General features: G+C 66.4%; 17 protein-coding genes. 10 read left to right on the top strand and 7 right to left on the bottom strand.

Annotated elements, in window-relative coordinates:
- Window positions 1-541 precede the first annotated feature (541 nt).
- Window positions 542-1,893, top strand: a protein-coding gene (locus tag MG068_RS15730) for an IS3-like element ISStma2 family transposase (RefSeq protein WP_132809301.1) whose coding sequence is annotated in 2 segments (ribosomal slippage) — window positions 542-989 and window positions 989-1,893 — 1,353 coding nt in all. Because the reading frame shifts where the segments join, the coding sequence is not laid out codon by codon here.
- A gap of 162 nt (window positions 1,894-2,055) precedes the next feature.
- On the opposite strand, the gene mdtD is transcribed toward MG068_RS15730, so the two are convergent.
- From mdtD to MG068_RS15705, 5 genes are all read right to left on the bottom strand, one after another.
- A complete protein-coding gene (gene mdtD, locus MG068_RS15725) occupies window positions 2,056-3,465 on the bottom strand; it encodes a multidrug transporter subunit MdtD (RefSeq protein ID WP_132810625.1) in 1,410 nt (469 codons plus the stop codon).
- Between the two features lie 92 nt (window positions 3,466-3,557).
- Entirely contained in the window at window positions 3,558-4,640 is a 1,083-nt protein-coding gene (hemE, locus tag MG068_RS15720) for a uroporphyrinogen decarboxylase (RefSeq protein WP_032127799.1), read from the bottom strand.
- 26 nt (window positions 4,641-4,666) lie between these two features.
- Complete coding sequence (locus tag MG068_RS15715; protein ID WP_032127800.1) at window positions 4,667-4,906, bottom strand: WGR domain-containing protein; 240 nt, start codon at window positions 4,904-4,906, stop codon at window positions 4,667-4,669.
- Window positions 4,907-5,049: 143 nt separating this feature from the next.
- Entirely contained in the window at window positions 5,050-6,162 is a 1,113-nt protein-coding gene (gene aroB / locus MG068_RS15710) for a 3-dehydroquinate synthase (RefSeq protein ID WP_132810624.1), read from the bottom strand.
- Window positions 6,159-6,701 carry a shikimate kinase gene (locus MG068_RS15705; protein ID WP_032127802.1) on the bottom strand — a complete coding sequence of 181 codons (543 nt, stop codon included), beginning with the start codon at window positions 6,699-6,701 and terminating at the stop codon, window positions 6,159-6,161. The genes aroB and MG068_RS15705 overlap by 4 nt, the downstream gene beginning before the upstream one ends.
- A 98-nt stretch (window positions 6,702-6,799) precedes the next feature.
- Here MG068_RS15705 and MG068_RS15700 point away from each other — a divergent pair, with 98 nt between their 5' ends.
- Window positions 6,800-7,003 (top strand): dodecin family protein, encoded by a 204-nt coding sequence (locus tag MG068_RS15700; RefSeq protein ID WP_005410663.1) that lies wholly within the window; start codon window positions 6,800-6,802, stop codon window positions 7,001-7,003.
- 6 nt (window positions 7,004-7,009) lie between these two features.
- Here the strand turns inward: MG068_RS15700 and MG068_RS15695 are convergent, their stop codons facing one another.
- Entirely contained in the window at window positions 7,010-7,837 is an 828-nt protein-coding gene (locus MG068_RS15695; protein ID WP_132810623.1) for a kinase, read from the bottom strand.
- Window positions 7,838-7,877: 40 nt separating this feature from the next.
- Between MG068_RS15695 and pdxH the strand changes: the two genes are divergently transcribed.
- A complete protein-coding gene (gene pdxH, locus MG068_RS15690; protein ID WP_032127805.1) occupies window positions 7,878-8,477 on the top strand; it encodes a pyridoxamine 5'-phosphate oxidase in 600 nt (199 codons plus the stop codon).
- A 9-nt stretch (window positions 8,478-8,486) separates the two neighbouring features.
- Window positions 8,487-8,834: a YqfO family protein gene (locus MG068_RS15685; protein ID WP_132810622.1), complete on the top strand. Its 348-nt coding sequence runs from the start codon at window positions 8,487-8,489 to the stop codon at window positions 8,832-8,834.
- Between the two features lie 78 nt (window positions 8,835-8,912).
- Here MG068_RS15685 and prpR read toward each other — a convergent pair whose 3' ends face one another.
- Complete coding sequence (gene prpR / locus MG068_RS15680) at window positions 8,913-10,496, bottom strand: propionate catabolism operon regulatory protein PrpR (RefSeq protein ID WP_132810621.1); 1,584 nt, start codon at window positions 10,494-10,496, stop codon at window positions 8,913-8,915.
- A gap of 153 nt (window positions 10,497-10,649) precedes the next feature.
- On the opposite strand from prpR, the gene prpB reads away from it, so the two are divergent.
- The 6 genes from prpB to prpF all read left to right on the top strand — a co-directional run bounded on the left by prpB (window position 10,650) and on the right by prpF (window position 17,326).
- On the top strand, window positions 10,650-11,543 hold the full coding sequence (prpB, locus tag MG068_RS15675) for a methylisocitrate lyase (RefSeq protein WP_005418360.1): 894 nt from the start codon (window positions 10,650-10,652) through the stop codon (window positions 11,541-11,543).
- Window positions 11,544-11,579: 36 nt separating this feature from the next.
- Window positions 11,580-12,737 carry a bifunctional 2-methylcitrate synthase/citrate synthase gene (gene prpC / locus MG068_RS15670; RefSeq protein ID WP_014038133.1) on the top strand — a complete coding sequence of 386 codons (1,158 nt, stop codon included), beginning with the start codon at window positions 11,580-11,582 and terminating at the stop codon, window positions 12,735-12,737.
- A 97-nt stretch (window positions 12,738-12,834) separates the two neighbouring features.
- Complete coding sequence (gene acnD / locus MG068_RS15665; protein WP_132810620.1) at window positions 12,835-15,453, top strand: Fe/S-dependent 2-methylisocitrate dehydratase AcnD; 2,619 nt, start codon at window positions 12,835-12,837, stop codon at window positions 15,451-15,453.
- A gap of 100 nt (window positions 15,454-15,553) precedes the next feature.
- Complete coding sequence (locus MG068_RS15660; RefSeq protein ID WP_107432250.1) at window positions 15,554-15,811, top strand: type II toxin-antitoxin system ParD family antitoxin; 258 nt, start codon at window positions 15,554-15,556, stop codon at window positions 15,809-15,811.
- Window positions 15,798-16,124, top strand: a complete 327-nt coding sequence (locus tag MG068_RS15655) for a type II toxin-antitoxin system RelE/ParE family toxin (RefSeq protein WP_132810619.1) — start codon at window positions 15,798-15,800, stop codon at window positions 16,122-16,124. Before MG068_RS15660 ends, MG068_RS15655 begins: the two co-directional genes overlap by 14 nt.
- A 23-nt stretch (window positions 16,125-16,147) precedes the next feature.
- Complete coding sequence (prpF, locus tag MG068_RS15650; RefSeq protein WP_132810618.1) at window positions 16,148-17,326, top strand: 2-methylaconitate cis-trans isomerase PrpF; 1,179 nt, start codon at window positions 16,148-16,150, stop codon at window positions 17,324-17,326.
- Window positions 17,327-17,335 lie beyond the last annotated feature (9 nt).

Here is a 17,335-nt window from a genome sequence, read left to right as displayed (position 1 = left end):
TGGGTCCGGTTGCGGGGGACGCTGCAAGTCCCCCTCCGGGGCCCGGCCCAGCCGCTGGCGGCTGTGCGTTCGGGCGCTTGCGAAGCGGTGCTTCGCAAGCAAAGCGCCCTCACCCATGTAAGCTCGGTCGCCGCTTGCTCGTGTGCGCTGTCCTGCGCACACGGCAAGACCGGGGTTGGGCCTCCTGCCCAACTCGCCCGAGGCATGCCTCGGGCCCATGCGGCTCACGCCCCCGCAACCGGACCCTCCCCGCCTTCGACAGTTTTCCGCGATCTGTCGGAGCACGGGGTCGGATCCCGTTGGCGCGCAACGGGCTCTGACCCCAATCTGGAATTCGATATCTGACAGATGTGTCGACCAAGGTCGACACCTACCAACAACCGCGCGTTCCAACAGTCGCCGTTACCCACAGCCGCGTGAACCTGTCAGAGGTGGGGCGGTGTGGGCTTGCAGGACCGTTGGCGCCATGGATGGCGCCATCGAGCCCCCATGGTGAAGTGACCCCCGGGAGTTGGACGCTAGATCCAACCCCGAGGGATACATGAACAAATACGACGCGCGTTTCAAACTGCAGGTCGCCAAAGAGGCCTGCAAGACCTCCACATCGGTCAAAGCCATTGCCCGTCGCCACGGCCTGGAGTTCTCCACGGTCAGGCGCTGGGTGGCGACCTATCGGCTGCATGGTTGGCGGGGATTTCATCGCCAGGCCCGGTCCTATGACCTCCCGTTCAAGCTGGCTGTCCTGGAGAAGATGAGCCAGGACGGCCTGTCCGGGCGCGAGGCCACCACCTACTTTCAAATTGGCGATGCCGGCGCGGTGGGGCGATGGCGGCGCCTGTATGCTCAAGGCGGTGCCCAAGCGTTGGCACCCCCTCCGCCGCCGCCCCGAAAGCCGATGAAGAAGACCCGTTCGTCCAAGCCGCCTGAAGATATGAGCCGCGATGAGCTGCTCAAGGAAGTCGCCTATCTGCGTGCGGAGACCGACTACCTAAAAAAACTCGATGCCTTGATCCGGGAAGAGCAGGCGGCGCAGGACGCAAAGCGCAAGCCGTCCAAGGATTGAGGCAGGTTCATACGCTGTCGCTTCTGCTCGAAGCAGCTGAGCTGTCACGCAGTACGTTCTATTACCAGAACCATGTCCTGGCCCATCCGGATCAGGATGAGGCAGCCCTGTGCGAGCGCATCCGTGCAATCTACGATCAAAGCCAAGGGCGCTATGGCTATCGCACGGTGACGCTGGAATTAGCCAATCAGGGTCATCGGACCAATCACAAGCGGGTTCAGCGCCTGATGGGGGAGATGGGGCTGAAATCGCGGGTGCGTGTGAAGCGCTACCAGGCCTTCAAGGGGGCGGCCAATGTTGTGGTTGGCAATGACCTCAATCGCCAGTTCCATGCCGAGCGGCCCAACCAGAAGTGGGTGACTGACGTGACCGAGTTCAAGGTGCAGGGCATGAAGCTATACCTGTCGCCGATCATGGACCTCTACAACGGCGAAATCGTGGCTTATCAGATCAAGCGTCGGCCCGTATTTGATCTGGTGGGTCAAATGCTGGAGGAGGCCATCAAGAAGCTTTCCCCGGATGAGCGCCCCATGATCCACTCCGACCAGGGCTGGCAGTACCAGCATGAAAACTACCGGCACATGCTGGAAAAGCACTCGTTGAAGCAAAGCATGTCCCGGCGCGGCAACTGCCTGGACAATGCGGCGATGGAGAGCTTCTTTGGAACGCTGAAGTCGGAATTCTTCTACCTGAACAGCTTTGACAGCCTCGAGAGTCTGGAGGCTGGGCTGGTGGAATACATCCAGTACTACAACGAAGAACGCATCAAACTGAAACTGAAAGGTCTGAGCCCGGTAAAGTACCGGGAGCAGGCCCAATCGGCCGCCTGACCCCGTCCAAGTCTCGGGGGTCACTTCATGGACGGGTTTACGGCGTGTCCTGCAAGCCCACACTGCCCCGCCATCCCACGGAATGCTCGCTGTTGCTGTTGCTGTTGCTGTTGCTTCGGGTTGGGCCTCTGCGGGTGCAGGGTGCAACCCTGCCGAACCCCCTCACTCCGCGACGTGCTCGACCTGCCGTGGCTCCGGCTTGGTGTCCGGCAGCTGCCAGAAGATCATCGTCGAGGTCAGAGTGATCGCGCCCACGCACAGGAACGTCGCATGCAGTGCCGCGGTGGCGCTGTTGCTGTCCAGGTGATTGCCGAACGCGGCCAGCAGGCTGCCGGCCGCCGCGGCACCGAAACCGGCGGCGAGCATCATCACCATCGACAGCAGGCTGTTGCCGGAACTGGCGAACTCGCGATCCAGATCCCGCAGCGTCACGGTGTTCATCACGGTGAACTGCAGTGAATTGACCGCGCCGAAGAACGCCAGCTGCAGCAGGCGCCAGGCCAGGTGCTGGCCGGGTGTCATCAGGATGAAGCTGGCCATCGCCAGGCCCACCAGCACGGTGTTGACCATCAGCACGCGGCGGTAGCCGTAGCGCTCGACCAGCTTCACCGCCAGCTTCTTCGACACCATGCCGGCCGCCGCCACCGGCACCATCATCAGGCCGGCGTTCATCGGGCCAAGGCCCAGGCCGACCTGCAGCAGCAGCGGGATCAGCATCGGCATGGCGCTGCTGCCGATGCGCGAGAACAGGTTGCCAAGGATGCCGATGCGGTAGCTGGGCACGCGGAACAGGGCCAGCGAGAACAACGGCGCGGTGGAGTTGGCGGCATGCAGCCAGTAACCGACCAGTGCGGCCAGGCCGGCCACGGTCATCAGCATCACCAGCGCATGTGGCGTTCCGAGCCCGGAGATGCCGTCCAGCGCCAGCGACAGCACCACCATCGCAAAGGCCAGCATGATGTAGCCGCGCAGGTCGAAACGGGTGCGATGGCTGGCGTAGTGGTCGGGCATGATCTTCATCGCGGCGATGAAACCGATCACGCCGATCGGCAGGTTGATCAGGAACACCCAGTGCCACGACGCGATCTCGACCAGCCAGCCACCCAACGTCGGGCCGATCAACGGGCCGACCAGCGCGGGGATGGCGATGAAGCTCATCGCGCGCAGGAAGTCCTCGCGTGGCACCGAACGCATCACTGCCAGGCGGCCGACCGGCAGCAGCATCGCACCGCCGATACCCTGCAGCACACGTGCCCCAACCAGCTGGTGCAGGTGCTGGGCCAGCGCGCAGGCCAGCGAGCCGAGGGTGAACAGGATGATCGCTACCAGGAAGGTACGACGCGTGCCGTAGCGGTCGGCGATCCATCCTGAGGCGGGAATGAAGGTGGCTACCGCCAATGCGTAGCTGAACACCACCGACTGCATCTGCAGCGGGCTTTCGCCCAGGCTGGCCGCCATCGCCGGCAAGGCCGTGTTGACGATGGTCGAGTCCAGCATCTGCATGAAGATCGCCAACGAAACCAGCCACAGCAGGGGGCGCTGGCGGGTGTAGGTCGATGGCGATGTGGACATGGGGTGTGGCCGGTGCAGCGTGGGGGTCGTCATGATCGCGCACTGCGGGTCACGGCGCGATCAACATCGCGCCGCAACCGCATGCGCAATGCTCAGCGCTGGCTGTGCGCGTGCACCGCGTCGACCAGCACCTGCACGTGCGCCGGGTCCATGTCCGGCGACATGCCGTGGCCGAGGTTGAACACATGGCCCTCGCGCGAACCACCGTTGCCGGCGGCATAGGTGTCGAGCACGCGTGCTGCTGCGGCGGCGATCGCATCCGGCGAGGCGTACAGGGTGGTCGGGTCGAGGTTGCCCTGCAGGGCGACGCGGCCGCCGGTGCGGCGCATCGCCTCGTCCAGATCCAGCGTCCAGTCCAGGCCCAGCGCATCGGCACCGGTCTGCGACAGCGCTTCCAGATGCAGGCCGGTGCCCTTGCCGAACAGGATCAGCGGGGTGCGCTCGTTGCCTTCGCCGCGCTCCAGGCCCTCGGCAATCCGCTGCAGGTAGCGCAGCGAGAACTCGCGGTACATCGACGGCGACAGCACGCCACCCCAGGTATCGAATACCTGCAGCGCCTGTGCACCGGCCGCGCGCTGCGCGCCGAGATAGGCGATCACCGCCTCGGTGGTGACCTCCAGCAGGCGGTGCAGGGCCTGCGGATGGTTCAGTGCCATCGCCTTGATCCGCGCGAAGTCCTTGCTGCCGCCGCCTTCCACCATGTAGCAGGCCAGCGTCCACGGGCTGCCGGAGAAACCGATCAGCGGCACCTGGCCGTCCAGCTCGCGACGGATCAGGCGCACCGCGTCCATCACATAGCCCAGGTCCTGTTCCATGTCCGGCACCGCCAGCCTGGCGATGGCCGCTTCATCTCGTACCGGGTGGCGGAACTTGGGGCCTTCGCCTTCGACGAAGTAGAGCTCCAGGCCCATCGCATCGGGAATGGTGAGGATGTCCGAGAACAGGATGGCGGCGTCCAGCGGGAAGCGGCGCAGCGGCTGCAGCGTGACTTCGCAGGCGATCTCCGGGTTCTTGGCCATGGCCAGGAAGCTGCCGGCCTTGGCCCGGGTTGCGCGGTACTCCGGCAGGTAGCGGCCGGCCTGGCGCATCAGCCAGACGGGGGTGCAGTCCACCGGTTCGCGGCGCAGGGCGCGCAGCAGGCGATCGTTGCGGAGAGGGCTGGTCACGATGGGCATTCCTTGGACGAAAGTTGGCAGCGGCGTCAGTCGCCGTGCGAAAGGATCTGGAAGCCGCGATGCAGTTCGGCATCGCGGGCCTTCTCGAAGGCATGGCGGGCTTCGTCGGCCTGCAGGAACAGCTCGCGCCGCAGCTGCGAGCGGCTGCCGACGCGGCCGCTCTCGCGCAGCAGTTCCCAGCCGCCGAACAGATCCGGCTGCAGGCTCAGGCGCAGGAAGCGCGGTGCCTGCGCACCGGCGTCGGGATGTTGCAGGTAGACGTGCATGGCGCCGATTGTAGCGGGGCCAGGGTGACCCCGGCCGCAACGCGGTCGTACCGGCCGTTGGCCGGCAACGTCATGAGCGGGGAAGCCGGTCAGCGGCCGGCACTACCAGGCTGCGCGGCAGGATTGCCGGCCAGCGGCCGGCACTACCGGACCGACAGCACCTTCAGCACCGCTGCCTCATCCACGTCCGGCACCACTTCGGCGCGGCCCATGCCACGCCACAGCACCAGGCGCAGGCGGCCGGCCACGTTCTTCTTGTCCAGCCGCATGCGGCCGAGCAGGGCCTGCGGATCCAGTCCTGCGGGGATCGCCACCGGCAGGCCGAGGCGTTCCAGCAGGGCCTGCAGGCGCGCACGGTCGGCATCGTCGGCCAGGCCCAGGTCGGTGGACAGCTTCGCCGCCAGCACCATGCCCACCGCCACCGCCTCGCCATGGTTCAGCGCATCGCGGCCGGGGGCGGAGTAGCCCTGTTCGGTCTCGATGGCGTGGCCGAAGGTGTGTCCCAGGTTGAGCAGGGCACGTTCCCCCTTCTCGAACGGATCGCGCTCGACGATGGCGGCCTTGTGCCGGCAACTGCGCGCGATGGCTTCAGAAAGCACGTTGTCTTCGCCGGCCAGCAGCGCATCGGCATGCTGCTGCAGCCATTCGAAGAACACTGCATCGCCCAGCGCGCCGTACTTCACCACTTCGGCCAGGCCGGCGCGCAGCTCGCGCGGTGGCAGGGTGGCCAGCACGCGGGTATCGGCAATGACCGCGCGCGGCGGATGGAACGCGCCGACCAGGTTCTTGCCGGCCGGAATGTCGACCGCGGTCTTGCCGCCCACGGACGAATCGACCATCGCCAACAGGGTGGTCGGCAGCTGCACGCAGTCCACCCCGCGCATCCAGCAGGCGGCAGCGAAACCGGCAAGGTCACCGACCACGCCGCCGCCGAGGGCGAACACGCAGGCGTCGCGGGTGGCACCGAGCGCGGCCAGTGCTTCGATCGCGCGGCCGAACTCGGCCAGGGTCTTGGAGGCTTCGCCGGCAGCCAGCACGTGCTCGCCGATGATCAGGTCCGCGCGTGCGGCCAGCAGCGTCTGTTTGACCGATGCCAGATAGCGCGGGGCGACTTCGCTGTCGCTGAGCAGCAGCACGTGGCGGCCGCGCACATGCGAGGCCAACGCGGTGCCGTCGGTCTGGGCACCAGCGCCGATGGTGATGGAGTAGGGGCGGTCGCCGCCAACGGCGACCTGCAGCAGGGCGGGGGAAGTCATGCGGTCAGGTCCTGGCGCTGCCATTGCGTGGCCAGCTTGACCACCAGGTGGGCGGTCGCGTCGGCAGCGGTGTACGGGTCGGTATCGAGGGTGAGGTCGGCCAGCTCGCGGTACAGCGGGTCGCGGTGAGCAGCCAGATCGTGCAGCACCTGCTCGCGGTCCGGGCGCTGCAGCAGTGGCCTGCCTTTGTCGCGGGCCAGGCGTTCCAGCTGCGCGGCAACGCTGACCCGCAGGTAGACCACGAAGCCGCGCTGGGCGATCAGCGCACGGTTGTCCGGATCCAGTACGGCGCCGCCACCGGTGGAGACCAGCTGGCCGCGGCCTTCCAGCACACGGGCCAAGGCTTCGCGCTCATGGCTGCGGAAGCCGGTTTCACCCGAGTGCTCGAAGATGGTCGGGATGCTGGCGCCGGCGGCATCAACGATGGCCTGGTCGACATCGACGAAGTCCAGCGTGAAGCGCTCGGCCAGGCGGCGGCCGATGCAGGTTTTGCCGGCGCCCATCGGGCCGATCAGGATCAGGTTCGGAGCAGGATTCATGCCCTCTGATGCTAACACCTCCGTGCCCTTGCCTTTACGTTCTTCACGTCAGGCTAGGCGTTCCTGCGGGGTCTCCCGCGCCAGCCGGAGTACAGGCCATGACGGTCGCCAAGGTCATCGAAATCACCGCCTCCTCGCCCAAAAGCGTGGAAGACGCCGTGCGCAGCGGGCTGAAGAAGGTTTCCGAGACGGTCAAGGGCATCCAGGGCGCCTGGGTGAACGAGACCAAGGTGGTCACCAATGGCAGCGGCGAAATCACCGAATGGCGGGTCAACCTGCGTGTAACCTTCCTGGTGGAATAGGCGCCCTCAGCGCACCGCCTGCACCTGGCGCTGGCCGTCCAGCACCACCACGTGGTCGGCCAGGGCGGGCAGGGCGCGCAGTGCCTGCCGGCTGACCCGCTCGTAGTACTGCACGAAGCGTTCCAGCTGAGGCCGGCTCATGCCGTGCCGGCCCGGCTGCGCGGCCTGCAGGTTCTGCTCCTGCTGCCAGCGCCAGCGCGGTACCACCGAGAAATCCGGCGGCTGCAGGAACCACAGGCGGTCGCAGCGCTGCCACAACGCCGGGTAGTCGCGGGCCAGCGCCTGGTTGCACCAGCGGCGCCAACGGCCATCGGCGTCGGCCTCGCGCTCCAGTGCGTTCAGCGGGCTGTCCAATGCGTTGTCATCCTGCGCCGGTGTGCCGAGGAACCAGCCTTCGAACACCAGCAGGTCCAATGGCTGCTGCAGCTGCGGCCACTGAGCCTCGGGCAGGCGTTCATCGGCCAGCTTGTCGAATCGTGGCATCGCGAAAGGCTGGCGTGCGGCCACCGCGTCCAGCACGGCGTGGGCCAGCGGCAGGTCGTGGGTGCCGGGCGGCCCGCGGGTGATCAGCAGCGGATGCACCTGGCGGGCCAGTCGCTGGCGCTGCGCACGGGTGAGGTAGACGTCATCGATCGACAGCGTGGCCGCGTTCAGGCCGCGTGCCTGGGCGCGCGCCACCACCTGCGCGGCCAGCGTCGATTTGCCGCTCCCCTGCAGGCCGCTGATCGCCAATACTGGAACCGCTGCGCCGCTGCCCAGCGCATCATCCAGCGCCTGTTCGGCCAATGTTTCGGGGAATCCTTTCACCTGGGGCATATACGCAGCAGCGGCCATGCAGCCACAATAGCCCAATCCGTGTGAGAAGAACGCAATCATGAGCGACCTGTACGCCGAAGCCCTGTCCACGTTTGCCGGCCTGTTCGACGAGGCCAAGCAGAGCCGCGAAGTCGAGCCGAACGCGATGACCGTGGCCACTGCCGATACGCAGGGCCGCCCGTCGGCGCGCACCGTGCTGCTGAAGGCGTTCGACGAGCGTGGCTTCGTCTTCTACACCCACCTGGACAGCCACAAGGGCCAGGAGCTGCAGGCCAATCCGCAGGCCGCGCTGTTGTTCCTGTGGCGCAGCCTGCGCGAGGCGGGCATCCAGGTGCGCATTGAAGGCCGCGTCGAGCAGGTCGCCGATGCCGAGGCCGACGCCTATTTCGCCAGCCGCCCGCGCATGAGCCAGATCGGCGCCTGGGCCTCGCAGCAGTCGAAGACGCTGGCGACGCGCGAGGAATTCGACGCACGCGTGGCCGAGATCGAAGCCCGCTTCGAGGGCAAGGACGTGCCGCGCCCGGACGGCTGGAGTGGCCTGCGGGTGGTGCCCGATCGCATCGAGTTCTGGTACGGCGCGCAGTTCCGCCTGCACGAACGCTGGTGCTATGAAGCCGGTGCCGAAGGGCGCTGGAGCAAGCGCCTGCTGTATCCGTAAGGCAACCTGATGCAACGCCTGCCGCTGTACCGTGTGGTGGTGTTCGTGCCGTCGGCAGCACTGGATGCAGTGAAGCAGGGCATCCTCGCGGTGGACGCGCTGGCGGCCGGCGACTACGAGCACGGGATGTGGTGGTCGGCGCCGGGGTTCGAGCAGTTCCGCCCGCGCGTGGGTGCGTCGCCCGTGCATGGTGAGGCGGGCCGCACCGAAGTGGTCGACAGCGTGCGCCTGGAATTCTGCCTGCCTCGGAATCCGCAGCGGCTGCAGCGCATCTTCGAACAGGGCATCGTGCCGCATCACCCGTGGCAGGTGCCGGTGGTGCAGGTGGAGGAAATCGAGCTGCTGCTGGCCAGGTAGATCCACGCCATGCGTGGATGAGATGCTTGACGGAAGAGCGGTGCGAACCAAGGTTCGCACCCACCAGGCAACGAGTGGTTACAACCCCTCCGCGCGCAGCCAGCGCCACAGCGTGGTGCGTGAAACGCCCAGCGCCTGCGCCATCCCCTCGCGATCATTGCGATGTTCCTGCAGCAGCGTTTCCAACTGCGCACGCGGTGGGCGCTTGCCGTTGCTTTCCACCGGCAATGCTGCAACGCCCTCGTTCACCAGTTCGGGCGCCAGCTGCAGCAGTCGCGCCGCATCGATCAGCCCTTCGCCCGGCTGCCAGTGGATGCGCAGACGATCAATCAGATTACGCAGCTCACGCACGTTGCCGGGCCACTCGGCGGTGGTCAGCACCGCCAGTGCGTCCTCATCCAGTGGCGCGTCGATGCCGCGCAGTTGACGGAAGAAGTGCTGCGCCAGCAGCGGGATATCACTGCGCCGCGCGCGCAGCGGCGGCAGGGCAATGCGCAGTGCGGCCAAGCGGTAATACAAGTCGCGCCGGAAGCTGCCGGCTGCCGCGCGCTGTTCCAGCGACTGCAGGGTGGCGGCCACCACGCGCAGGTCCACCGGGGTCGGTTCGGTGGCGCCGACACGCAGTACCTCGCGTTCTTCCAGCACCCGCAGCAGGCGGGTCTGCAGCGGTAGCGGCAGTTCGCCGATCTCGTCCAGGAACAGCGTCCCGCCGTCTGCGGCTTCGACCAGGCCGACACGGCCGCCACGGCGTGCGCCGGTGAAGGCGCCATCGCTATAGCCGAACAGTTCCGCCTCCAGCAGCGATTCGCTGATCGCGCCGCAGTTCAGTGCCACGAAGCGTCCGCGACGACCGCTGGCGGCGTGCAGCTGGCGCGCCACCAGTTCCTTGCCGGTGCCGGTTTCGCCGCTGACCAGCACGGTGCTGTCATGTGGGGCGTAGAGCGCGATCTGCGCGCGCACCCGCGCCATCGCGTCGCTGTCGCCGAGCAGTTCATGCGCATCGGCGCGCGCTGCCGGGCGCCGGCGTGGGGCAGGGCGGTTGCTGCCGGAACGTGCCAAGGTCTGGATCAGTTCCAGCGCATGTTCGAACGCCTGCCGCACCGAGTCGGCGGAGTACAGCAGCACGCCGGGCAGGCCGGCCTGTTCGGCGTGGTCGATGGCCATGCCGGTGCCGACGATCACTTCGATGCCGTTGGCGCGCAGATCGGCGATGCAGTCGCGCGCATCCTCGCGGGTGACGAAACGCCGATGCTCGATATCCAGGCCGAAACTCTGCTGGAAGTTGCTGAACACCGGCACGTCGCTGGCGTGGGTGACCAGGCCGATGCGGCTGGCGATGCGTCGCGCGCGCGCCAGTGCTTCCATCAGATCGAAGCCGTTGGCCTGGATCGGCACCAGCGGCAGCTCCAGCCGGCCGCGCAGCCAGGCGGCGTTGGAGCCACCGGCGATCACCACATCGCAGTGCTCGCGACGCAGGCGCTGGCCGATCACATCCACCGCTTCCTCGAAGCCGAGGTTGATCTGTTCGATGCGCGCGCGGCGGTCGAACTCGGGAATGACGTCGCCGAGCAGGCCGGTCAGCCGCGAGACGCTGACCGTCCAGATCACCGGGCGGCCGGGGTCGGTATCGGAATGGCGCAGGGGTGAGCGGGGCAGGTACATGGCGGCGGGTTCGGGCGAAGTGTTTCATGATACATCTGTTTCAGTGTTTCATATGTTTCACTATTGAGTGACGGTCATGTCCGTGAAATCAACGGCTTGCAGCTTGGCATGGTGCTTGCGCCTACCCATCCGTTCTTCAACCTGGATTGCCGCATGACTGCTTCCGCCCCTTTCTCCGCCGGTGCCCGTTTCCGTGAGGCGCTGGCTGCCGAGTCGCCGCTGCAGGTGATCGGCGCGATCAACGCCAACCATGCCCTGCTGGCCAAGCGCGCCGGCTTCCGTGCCATCTACCTGTCCGGCGGCGGCGTTGCCGCAGGCTCGCTGGGCCTGCCGGACCTGGGCATCAATACCCTGGAAGACGTGCTGGTGGACGTGCGCCGCATCACCGATGTCTGCGACCTGCCGCTGATGGTCGACATCGACACCGGCTTCGGCCCGAGCGCGTTCAACATCGCGCGCACCGTGAAGTCGCTGATCAAGGCCGGCGCGGCCGCCTGCCACATCGAGGACCAGGTCGGCGCCAAGCGCTGCGGTCACCGCCCCGGCAAGGAGATCGTCTCGCAGGGTGAAATGGTCGACCGCGTGAAGGCGGCTGCCGATGCCAAGACTGATCCGGACTTCTTCCTGATCGCGCGCACCGACGCCATCCAGGTGGACGGCGTGGACAAGGCCATCGAGCGCGCCATCGCCTGCGTTGAGGCGGGTGCCGACGGCATCTTCGCCGAGGCCGCCTACGACCTGGACACCTACCGCCGCTTCGTCGACGCGGTGAAGGTACCGGTGCTGGCCAACATCACCGAATTCGGTGCCACCCCGCTGTTCAGCCGCGATGAACTGGCCTCGGCCGGCGTCGCCATCCAGCTGTTCCCGCTGTCTGCCTTCCGCGCCGCCAACAAGGCTGCCGAGAACGTCTACCAGGCGGTGCGCCGCGATGGCCACCAGCGCAATGTGGTGGAGACCATGCAGACCCGCGAAGAACTCTACGACCGCATCGGCTACCACGCCTTCGAGCAGCAGCTCGATGCACTGTTCGCCGCCAAGAAATAAGCAGTACCCTGCACCATCAAGTTTTCGGAGGGAAACATGAACGATACGACCGCAACCCCGACCTTCAAGCCGAAGAAGTCCGTCGCCCTGTCCGGCACCGCCGCCGGCAACACCGCGCTGTGCAGCGTGGGCCGTAGTGGCAACGATCTGCACTACCGTGGCTACGACATCCTGGACCTGGCCAACACCAGCGAGTTCGAGGAAATCGCCTATCTGCTGGTGCACGGCAAGCTGCCGACCCGCGCCGAGCTGGTTTCGTACAAGGCCAAGCTGAAGTCGCTGCGTGGCATCCCGGCCGCGGTGAAGGCGGCGCTGGAAGAACTGCCGCCGTCGGCGCACCCGATGGACGTGATGCGCACCGGCGTGTCCGTGCTCGGCTGCGTGGCGCCGGAGAAGGACGACCACAACCATCCGGGCGCGCGCGACATCGCCGACAAGCTGATGGCCTGCCTCGGTTCGATGCTGCTGTACTGGTACCACTGGAGCCACAACGGCCGCGCCATCGACGTGGAAACCGACGATGACTCGATCGGTGGCCACTTCCTGCACCTGCTGCACGGCGAGAAGCCGCAGGAATCGTGGGTGAAGGCGATGCACACCTCGCTGATCCTGTACGCCGAGCACGAGTTCAACGCCTCGACCTTCACCTGCCGCGTCATCGCCGGTACCGGCAGCGACATGTACAGCGCGATCTGCGGTGGCATCGGCGCGCTGCGCGGCCCGAAGCACGGCGGCGCCAACGAAGTGGCGTTCGAAGTGCAGAAGCGCTACGACAACCCGGATGAAGCCGAGGAAGACATCAAGGCCCGCGTCGAGCGCAAGGAAGTGGTGATCGGTTTCGGCCACCCGGTCTACACCGTCTCCGATCCGCGCAACAAGGTGATCAAGGACGTGGCCCGCGAGCTGTCTGAAGAACAGTCCAGCATGAAGATGTACGACATCGCCGAGCGCCTGGAATCGGTGATGTGGGACATCAAGAAGATGTTCCCGAACCTGGACTGGTTCAGTGCCGTCAGCTACCACATGATGGGCGTGCCGACCGCGATGTTCACCCCGCTGTTCGTGATCGCCCGCACCGCCGGCTGGAGCGCGCACATCGTCGAGCAGCGCATCGACGGCAAGATCATTCGCCCGAGCGCCAACTACATCGGTCCGGAAGACCGCGACTTCGTCGCCATCGACAAGCGCGTCTGATCCACCTGCTGTACCCATCCGGCCGGCCCCATGCCGGCCGGATGCTTTCGCCGCCGCACCGCCGGCACCCGGCCCGCCTCAAGCACTCCGCCAGCCCATGAATACCGATTACCGCAAGAACCTCCCCGGCAGCACGCTGGACTATTTCGACGCGCGCGCCGCTGTCGATGCGATCCAGCCTGGCGCCTATGCCACCCTGCCGTACACCTCGCGCGTGCTGGCCGAGAACCTGGTGCGCCGCTGCGATCCGGCCACGCTCGGCGATTCGCTGAAGCAGCTGATCGAGCGCCGCCGCGACCTCGATTTCCCGTGGTTCCCGGCGCGCGTTGTGTGCCACGACATCCTCGGCCAGACCGCACTGGTCGACCTGGCCGGTCTGCGCGATGCGATCGCCGACAAGGGCGGTGACCCGGCCAAGGTGAATCCGGTGGTGCCGGTGCAGTTGATCGTCGATCACTCGCTGGCAGTGGAATGTGGTGGTTTCGATCCGCAGGCGTTCGAGAAGAACCGCGCGATCGAAGATCGTCGCAATGAAGACCGTTTCCACTTCATCGACTGGACCAAGCTGGCCTTCGAGAACGTGGACGTGATTCCGCCGGGCAACGGCATCATGCACCAGATCAACCTGGAGAAGATGTCGCCGGTGGTCTACGTGCAGGACGGCGTGGCCTTCCCGGATACCTGCGTGGGCACCGACAGCCACACCCCACACGTGGATGCGCTGGGCGTGATCGCGATTGGTGTTGGCGGCCTGGAAGCGGAGAACGTGATGCTGGGCCGCGCGTCCTGGATGCGCCTGCCCGACACCGTCGGTGTCGAACTGAGTGGCCGCCCGCAGCCGGGCATCACCGCCACCGATGTGGTGCTGGCCCTGACCGAGTTCCTGCGCAAGGAACGCGTGGTCGGTGCGTGGCTTGAATTCTTCGGCGAGGGTGCCGCGGCACTGACCATCGGTGACCGCGCCACCATCTCCAACATGTGCCCCGAATACGGTGCGACCGCCGCGATGTTCTACATCGACGGGCAGACCATCGATTACCTGCGCCTGACCGGCCGCGAGGAATCGCAGGTGGCGCTGGTGGAGAACTATGCCCGCACCACCGGCCTGTGGGCCGATGATCTGGCCACCGCGCAGTACGAGCGCGTGCTGCGCTTCGATCTGTCCAGCGTGGTGCGCAACATGGCCGGCCCGTCCAACCCGCACAAGCGCGTGGCGACCGCCGAGCTGGCCGAGCGCGGCATTGCCGACGAAGCCAAGCTGGAAGCGGGCAGAGCCGAACAGGCGCAGGGCCTGATGCCCGATGGCGCGGTGATCATCGCCGCCATCACCAGCTGCACCAATACCTCCAACCCGCGCAACGTGATCGCCGCTGCACTGCTGGCGCGCAACGCCAACGCGCGTGGCCTGCAGCGCAAGCCGTGGGTGAAGTCGTCGCTGGCGCCGGGTTCCAAGGCCGTGCAGTTGTACCTGGAAGAGTCCGGCCTGATGCCGGACCTGGAGCAGCTCGGCTTCGGCATCGTCGCCTTCGCCTGCACCACCTGCAACGGCATGAGCGGTGCGCTGGACCCGAAGATCCAGCAGGAGATCATCGACCGTGACCTGTATTCCACCGCCGTGCTGTCGGGCAACCGCAACTTCGATGGCCGCATCCACCCGTATGCGAAGCAGGCCTTCCTGGCTTCGCCGCCGCTGGTGATCGCCTATGCCATCGCCGGCACCGTGCGCTTCGATATCGAGAAGGACGTGCTGGGCGTGGACACCGACGGCAACGAGGTGCGCCTGAAGGACATCTGGCCGAGCGACGCCGAGATCGACGCGGTGGTGAAGGCCTCGGTGAAGCCGGAGCAGTTCCGCCGCGTCTACAACCCGATGTTCAACGTGCGCGTGGAGCACGGTGCGGCGGTCAGCCCGCTGTACGACTGGCGCCCGCAGAGCACCTACATCCGCCGTCCGCCGTACTGGGAGGGCGCGCTGGCCGGTGAGCGTACGCTGTCTGGCATGCGCGCATTGGCGGTGCTGCCGGACAACATCACCACCGACCACCTGTCGCCGTCCAACGCGATCCTGGCGTCCAGTGCCGCCGGTGAGTACCTGGCGAAGATGGGCCTGCCGGAAGAGGACTTCAATTCCTACGCCACCCACCGCGGCGACCACTTGACCGCGCAGCGCGCCACCTTCGCCAACCCGAAGCTGTTCAACGAGATGGTGCGCAACGACGACGGCAGCGTGAAGCAGGGTTCGCTGGCGCGCGTGGAGCCGGAAGGCAAGGTCATGCGCATGTGGGAAGCGATCGAAACCTACATGGACCGCAAGCAGCCGCTGATCATCATTGCCGGTGCCGACTACGGGCAGGGCAGCTCGCGCGACTGGGCCGCCAAGGGCGTGCGCCTGGCCGGCGTGGAGGCGATCGCGGCCGAAGGCTTCGAACGGATTCACCGTACCAACCTGATCGGCATGGGCGTGCTGCCGCTGGAGTTCAAGCCGGGCACCACCCGCCTGACCCTGGGCATCGACGGCACCGAGACCTTCGACGTGATCGGCGAGCGCACCCCGCGCGCCGAGCTGACCCTGGTCATCCACCGCCGCGACGGCCAGGACGTGATCGTGCCGGTCACCTGCCGCCTGGACAGCGACGAGGAAGTGGCGATCTACGAGGCCGGCGGCGTGCTGCAGCGTTTCGCCCAGGACTTCCTGGAAGGCGCCAAGGTGGCGTGATGCGGGGCTGAATGCCTGCCCCCGGCGTCCGGGGGCGGGCTTGTCCGACACCAGGGCAGAGCGCACACTGACTTGGCAAAAACTGCCAAAGGAGAGTTTCGTGGCCACCATGAACATTTCGCTGACCGATCCGCTCAAGCAGTTCGTGGACGAGGAAGTGCGCGAAGGCGGCTACTCCAGTACGTCGGACTACGTGCGTGACCTGATCCGCCAGCGTCAGCGCAGCAAGGCTGAAGCGCTGCTCAAGCAGTTGATAGCCGAGGGGCTGGCATCGGGGCCTGCCGTTCCGGTGACAGCGGCTACATTCGAGCGGATGCGTCGCGAACTGACCGAAGGGATGGAGCGTGAAGGCGATTGAATGGAGGCCTCGGGCCGAAGCCGACGCAGCCGATGCCGCGCTGTGGTTCGCACGGCAGGGGGGCCTGGTACTGGGTCGGCGCTTTCTCGCCGAGTTGGAGGCCACGCTTCAACGCATCGCGGTGTTTCCATGCTCGGGTTCCATCCGGCACGCCGATCTTGCAGCACAGCTGCCGGTGCCTTTGCGCTTCATGCTGGTTCCTGGCTTCGAACGCTACCTCGTCTATTACCTCGATCTACCGGACCGCGTGGACGTCATGCGGGTGTGGTGCGTTGATCGTGGCCTTGACGCACTGATGCAAGACATTTCCTGAAATCCAAACGCTTGGATCCGACGATGAATTTTCTTCCGCAACTCCGTATTCCCGCTACCTACATGCGCGGCGGCACCAGCAAGGGCGTGTTCTTCCGCCTGCAGGATCTTCCCGAAGCCGCGCAGGTGCCGGGCGCCGCACGCGATGCGCTGCTGATGCGCGTGATCGGCTCGCCCGATCCGTATGGCAAGCAGACCGACGGCATGGGCGGCGCCACCTCCAGTACCAGCAAGTGCGTGATCATTTCCACCGCTTCGGTGCCTGACCACGACGTGGACTACCTGTATGGCCAGGTGTCGATCGACACCGCCTTCGTCGACTGGAGCGGCAACTGCGGCAACCTCAGCACTGCGGTGGGTCCGTTCGCGATTGCCAATGGTCTGATCGATCCGGCCCGCGTGCCGCGCGATGGCCTGTGCACCGTGCGCATCTGGCAGGCCAACATCGGCAAGACCATCATCGCGCACGTGCCGATGCGCGATGGCGAAGTACAGGAGATCGGCGATTTCGAGCTGGATGGCGTGACCTTCCCGGCCGCCGAGATCCAGCTGGAATTCATCGATCCGTCCGATGACGGCGATGCGGGCGCGATGTTCCCGACCGGCAACCTGGTCGACACCCTCGATGTCCCCGGCGTGGGCAGTTTCGAGGTGACGATGATCACCGCGGGAATCCCGACCATCTTCCTCAACGCCGCCGACCTCGGCTACACCGGCACCGAGCTGCAGCCGGCGATCAATGAGGACAAGGCCGCACTGCAGAAATTCGAGACCATCCGCGCACATGGCGCGCTGCGCATGGGCCTGATCTCGAAACTTGAAGACGCAGCAACCCGCCAGCACACGCCGAAGGTGGCCTTCGTGGCGCCGGCGCAGGACTATGTGTCGTCCAGTGGCAAGGCAATCCCGGCGTCGGCCATCGATCTGCACGCACGTGCGTTGTCGATGGGTAAGCTGCACCACGCGATGATGGGAACTGCCGCCGTGGCGATCGGCACCGCAGCAGCGATTCCAGGCACCCTGGTCAATCGTGCGGCGGGTGGTGGCGAGCGGGAGGCGGTGACCTTCGGTCATCCCTCCGGCACGCTGCGCGTGGGCGCGCAGGCCGGCCTCGTTGACGGCCAGTGGACGGTGACCAAGGCCATCATGAGCCGCAGCGCCCGTGTGCTGATGGAAGGCAAGGTGCGGGTGCCGGCCGAGTAACCAGCCGGT

The organism is Stenotrophomonas sp. ASS1 (genome assembly GCF_004346925.1).
Lineage (GTDB): Bacteria > Pseudomonadota > Gammaproteobacteria > Xanthomonadales > Xanthomonadaceae > Stenotrophomonas > Stenotrophomonas maltophilia_A.
This window is presented reverse-complemented; position numbering and strand designations above follow the sequence as displayed.

Excerpts from the sequence above, each read along its gene's own strand:
- prpR (WP_132810621.1), bottom strand. The coding sequence starts at position 10,496 with ATGTACCTGCCCCGCTCACCCCTGCGCCATTCCGATACCGACCCCGGC.
- aroB (WP_132810624.1), bottom strand. The coding sequence starts at position 6,162 with ATGACTTCCCCCGCCCTGCTGCAGGTCGCCGTTGGCGGCGACCGCCCC.
- pdxH (WP_032127805.1), top strand. The coding sequence starts at position 7,878 with ATGAGCGACCTGTACGCCGAAGCCCTGTCCACGTTTGCCGGCCTGTTC.
- MG068_RS15700 (WP_005410663.1), top strand. The coding sequence starts at position 6,800 with ATGACGGTCGCCAAGGTCATCGAAATCACCGCCTCCTCGCCCAAAAGC.
- acnD (WP_132810620.1), top strand. The coding sequence starts at position 12,835 with ATGAATACCGATTACCGCAAGAACCTCCCCGGCAGCACGCTGGACTAT.
- MG068_RS15705 (WP_032127802.1), bottom strand. The coding sequence starts at position 6,701 with ATGAATCCTGCTCCGAACCTGATCCTGATCGGCCCGATGGGCGCCGGC.
- prpF (WP_132810618.1), top strand. The coding sequence starts at position 16,148 with ATGAATTTTCTTCCGCAACTCCGTATTCCCGCTACCTACATGCGCGGC.
- hemE (WP_032127799.1), bottom strand. The coding sequence starts at position 4,640 with ATGCCCATCGTGACCAGCCCTCTCCGCAACGATCGCCTGCTGCGCGCC.
- mdtD (WP_132810625.1), bottom strand. The coding sequence starts at position 3,465 with ATGTCCACATCGCCATCGACCTACACCCGCCAGCGCCCCCTGCTGTGG.
- MG068_RS15685 (WP_132810622.1), top strand. The coding sequence starts at position 8,487 with ATGCAACGCCTGCCGCTGTACCGTGTGGTGGTGTTCGTGCCGTCGGCA.
- MG068_RS15715 (WP_032127800.1), bottom strand. The coding sequence starts at position 4,906 with ATGCACGTCTACCTGCAACATCCCGACGCCGGTGCGCAGGCACCGCGC.
- prpC (WP_014038133.1), top strand. The coding sequence starts at position 11,580 with ATGAACGATACGACCGCAACCCCGACCTTCAAGCCGAAGAAGTCCGTC.
- prpB (WP_005418360.1), top strand. The coding sequence starts at position 10,650 with ATGACTGCTTCCGCCCCTTTCTCCGCCGGTGCCCGTTTCCGTGAGGCG.
- MG068_RS15695 (WP_132810623.1), bottom strand. The coding sequence starts at position 7,837 with ATGGCCGCTGCTGCGTATATGCCCCAGGTGAAAGGATTCCCCGAAACA.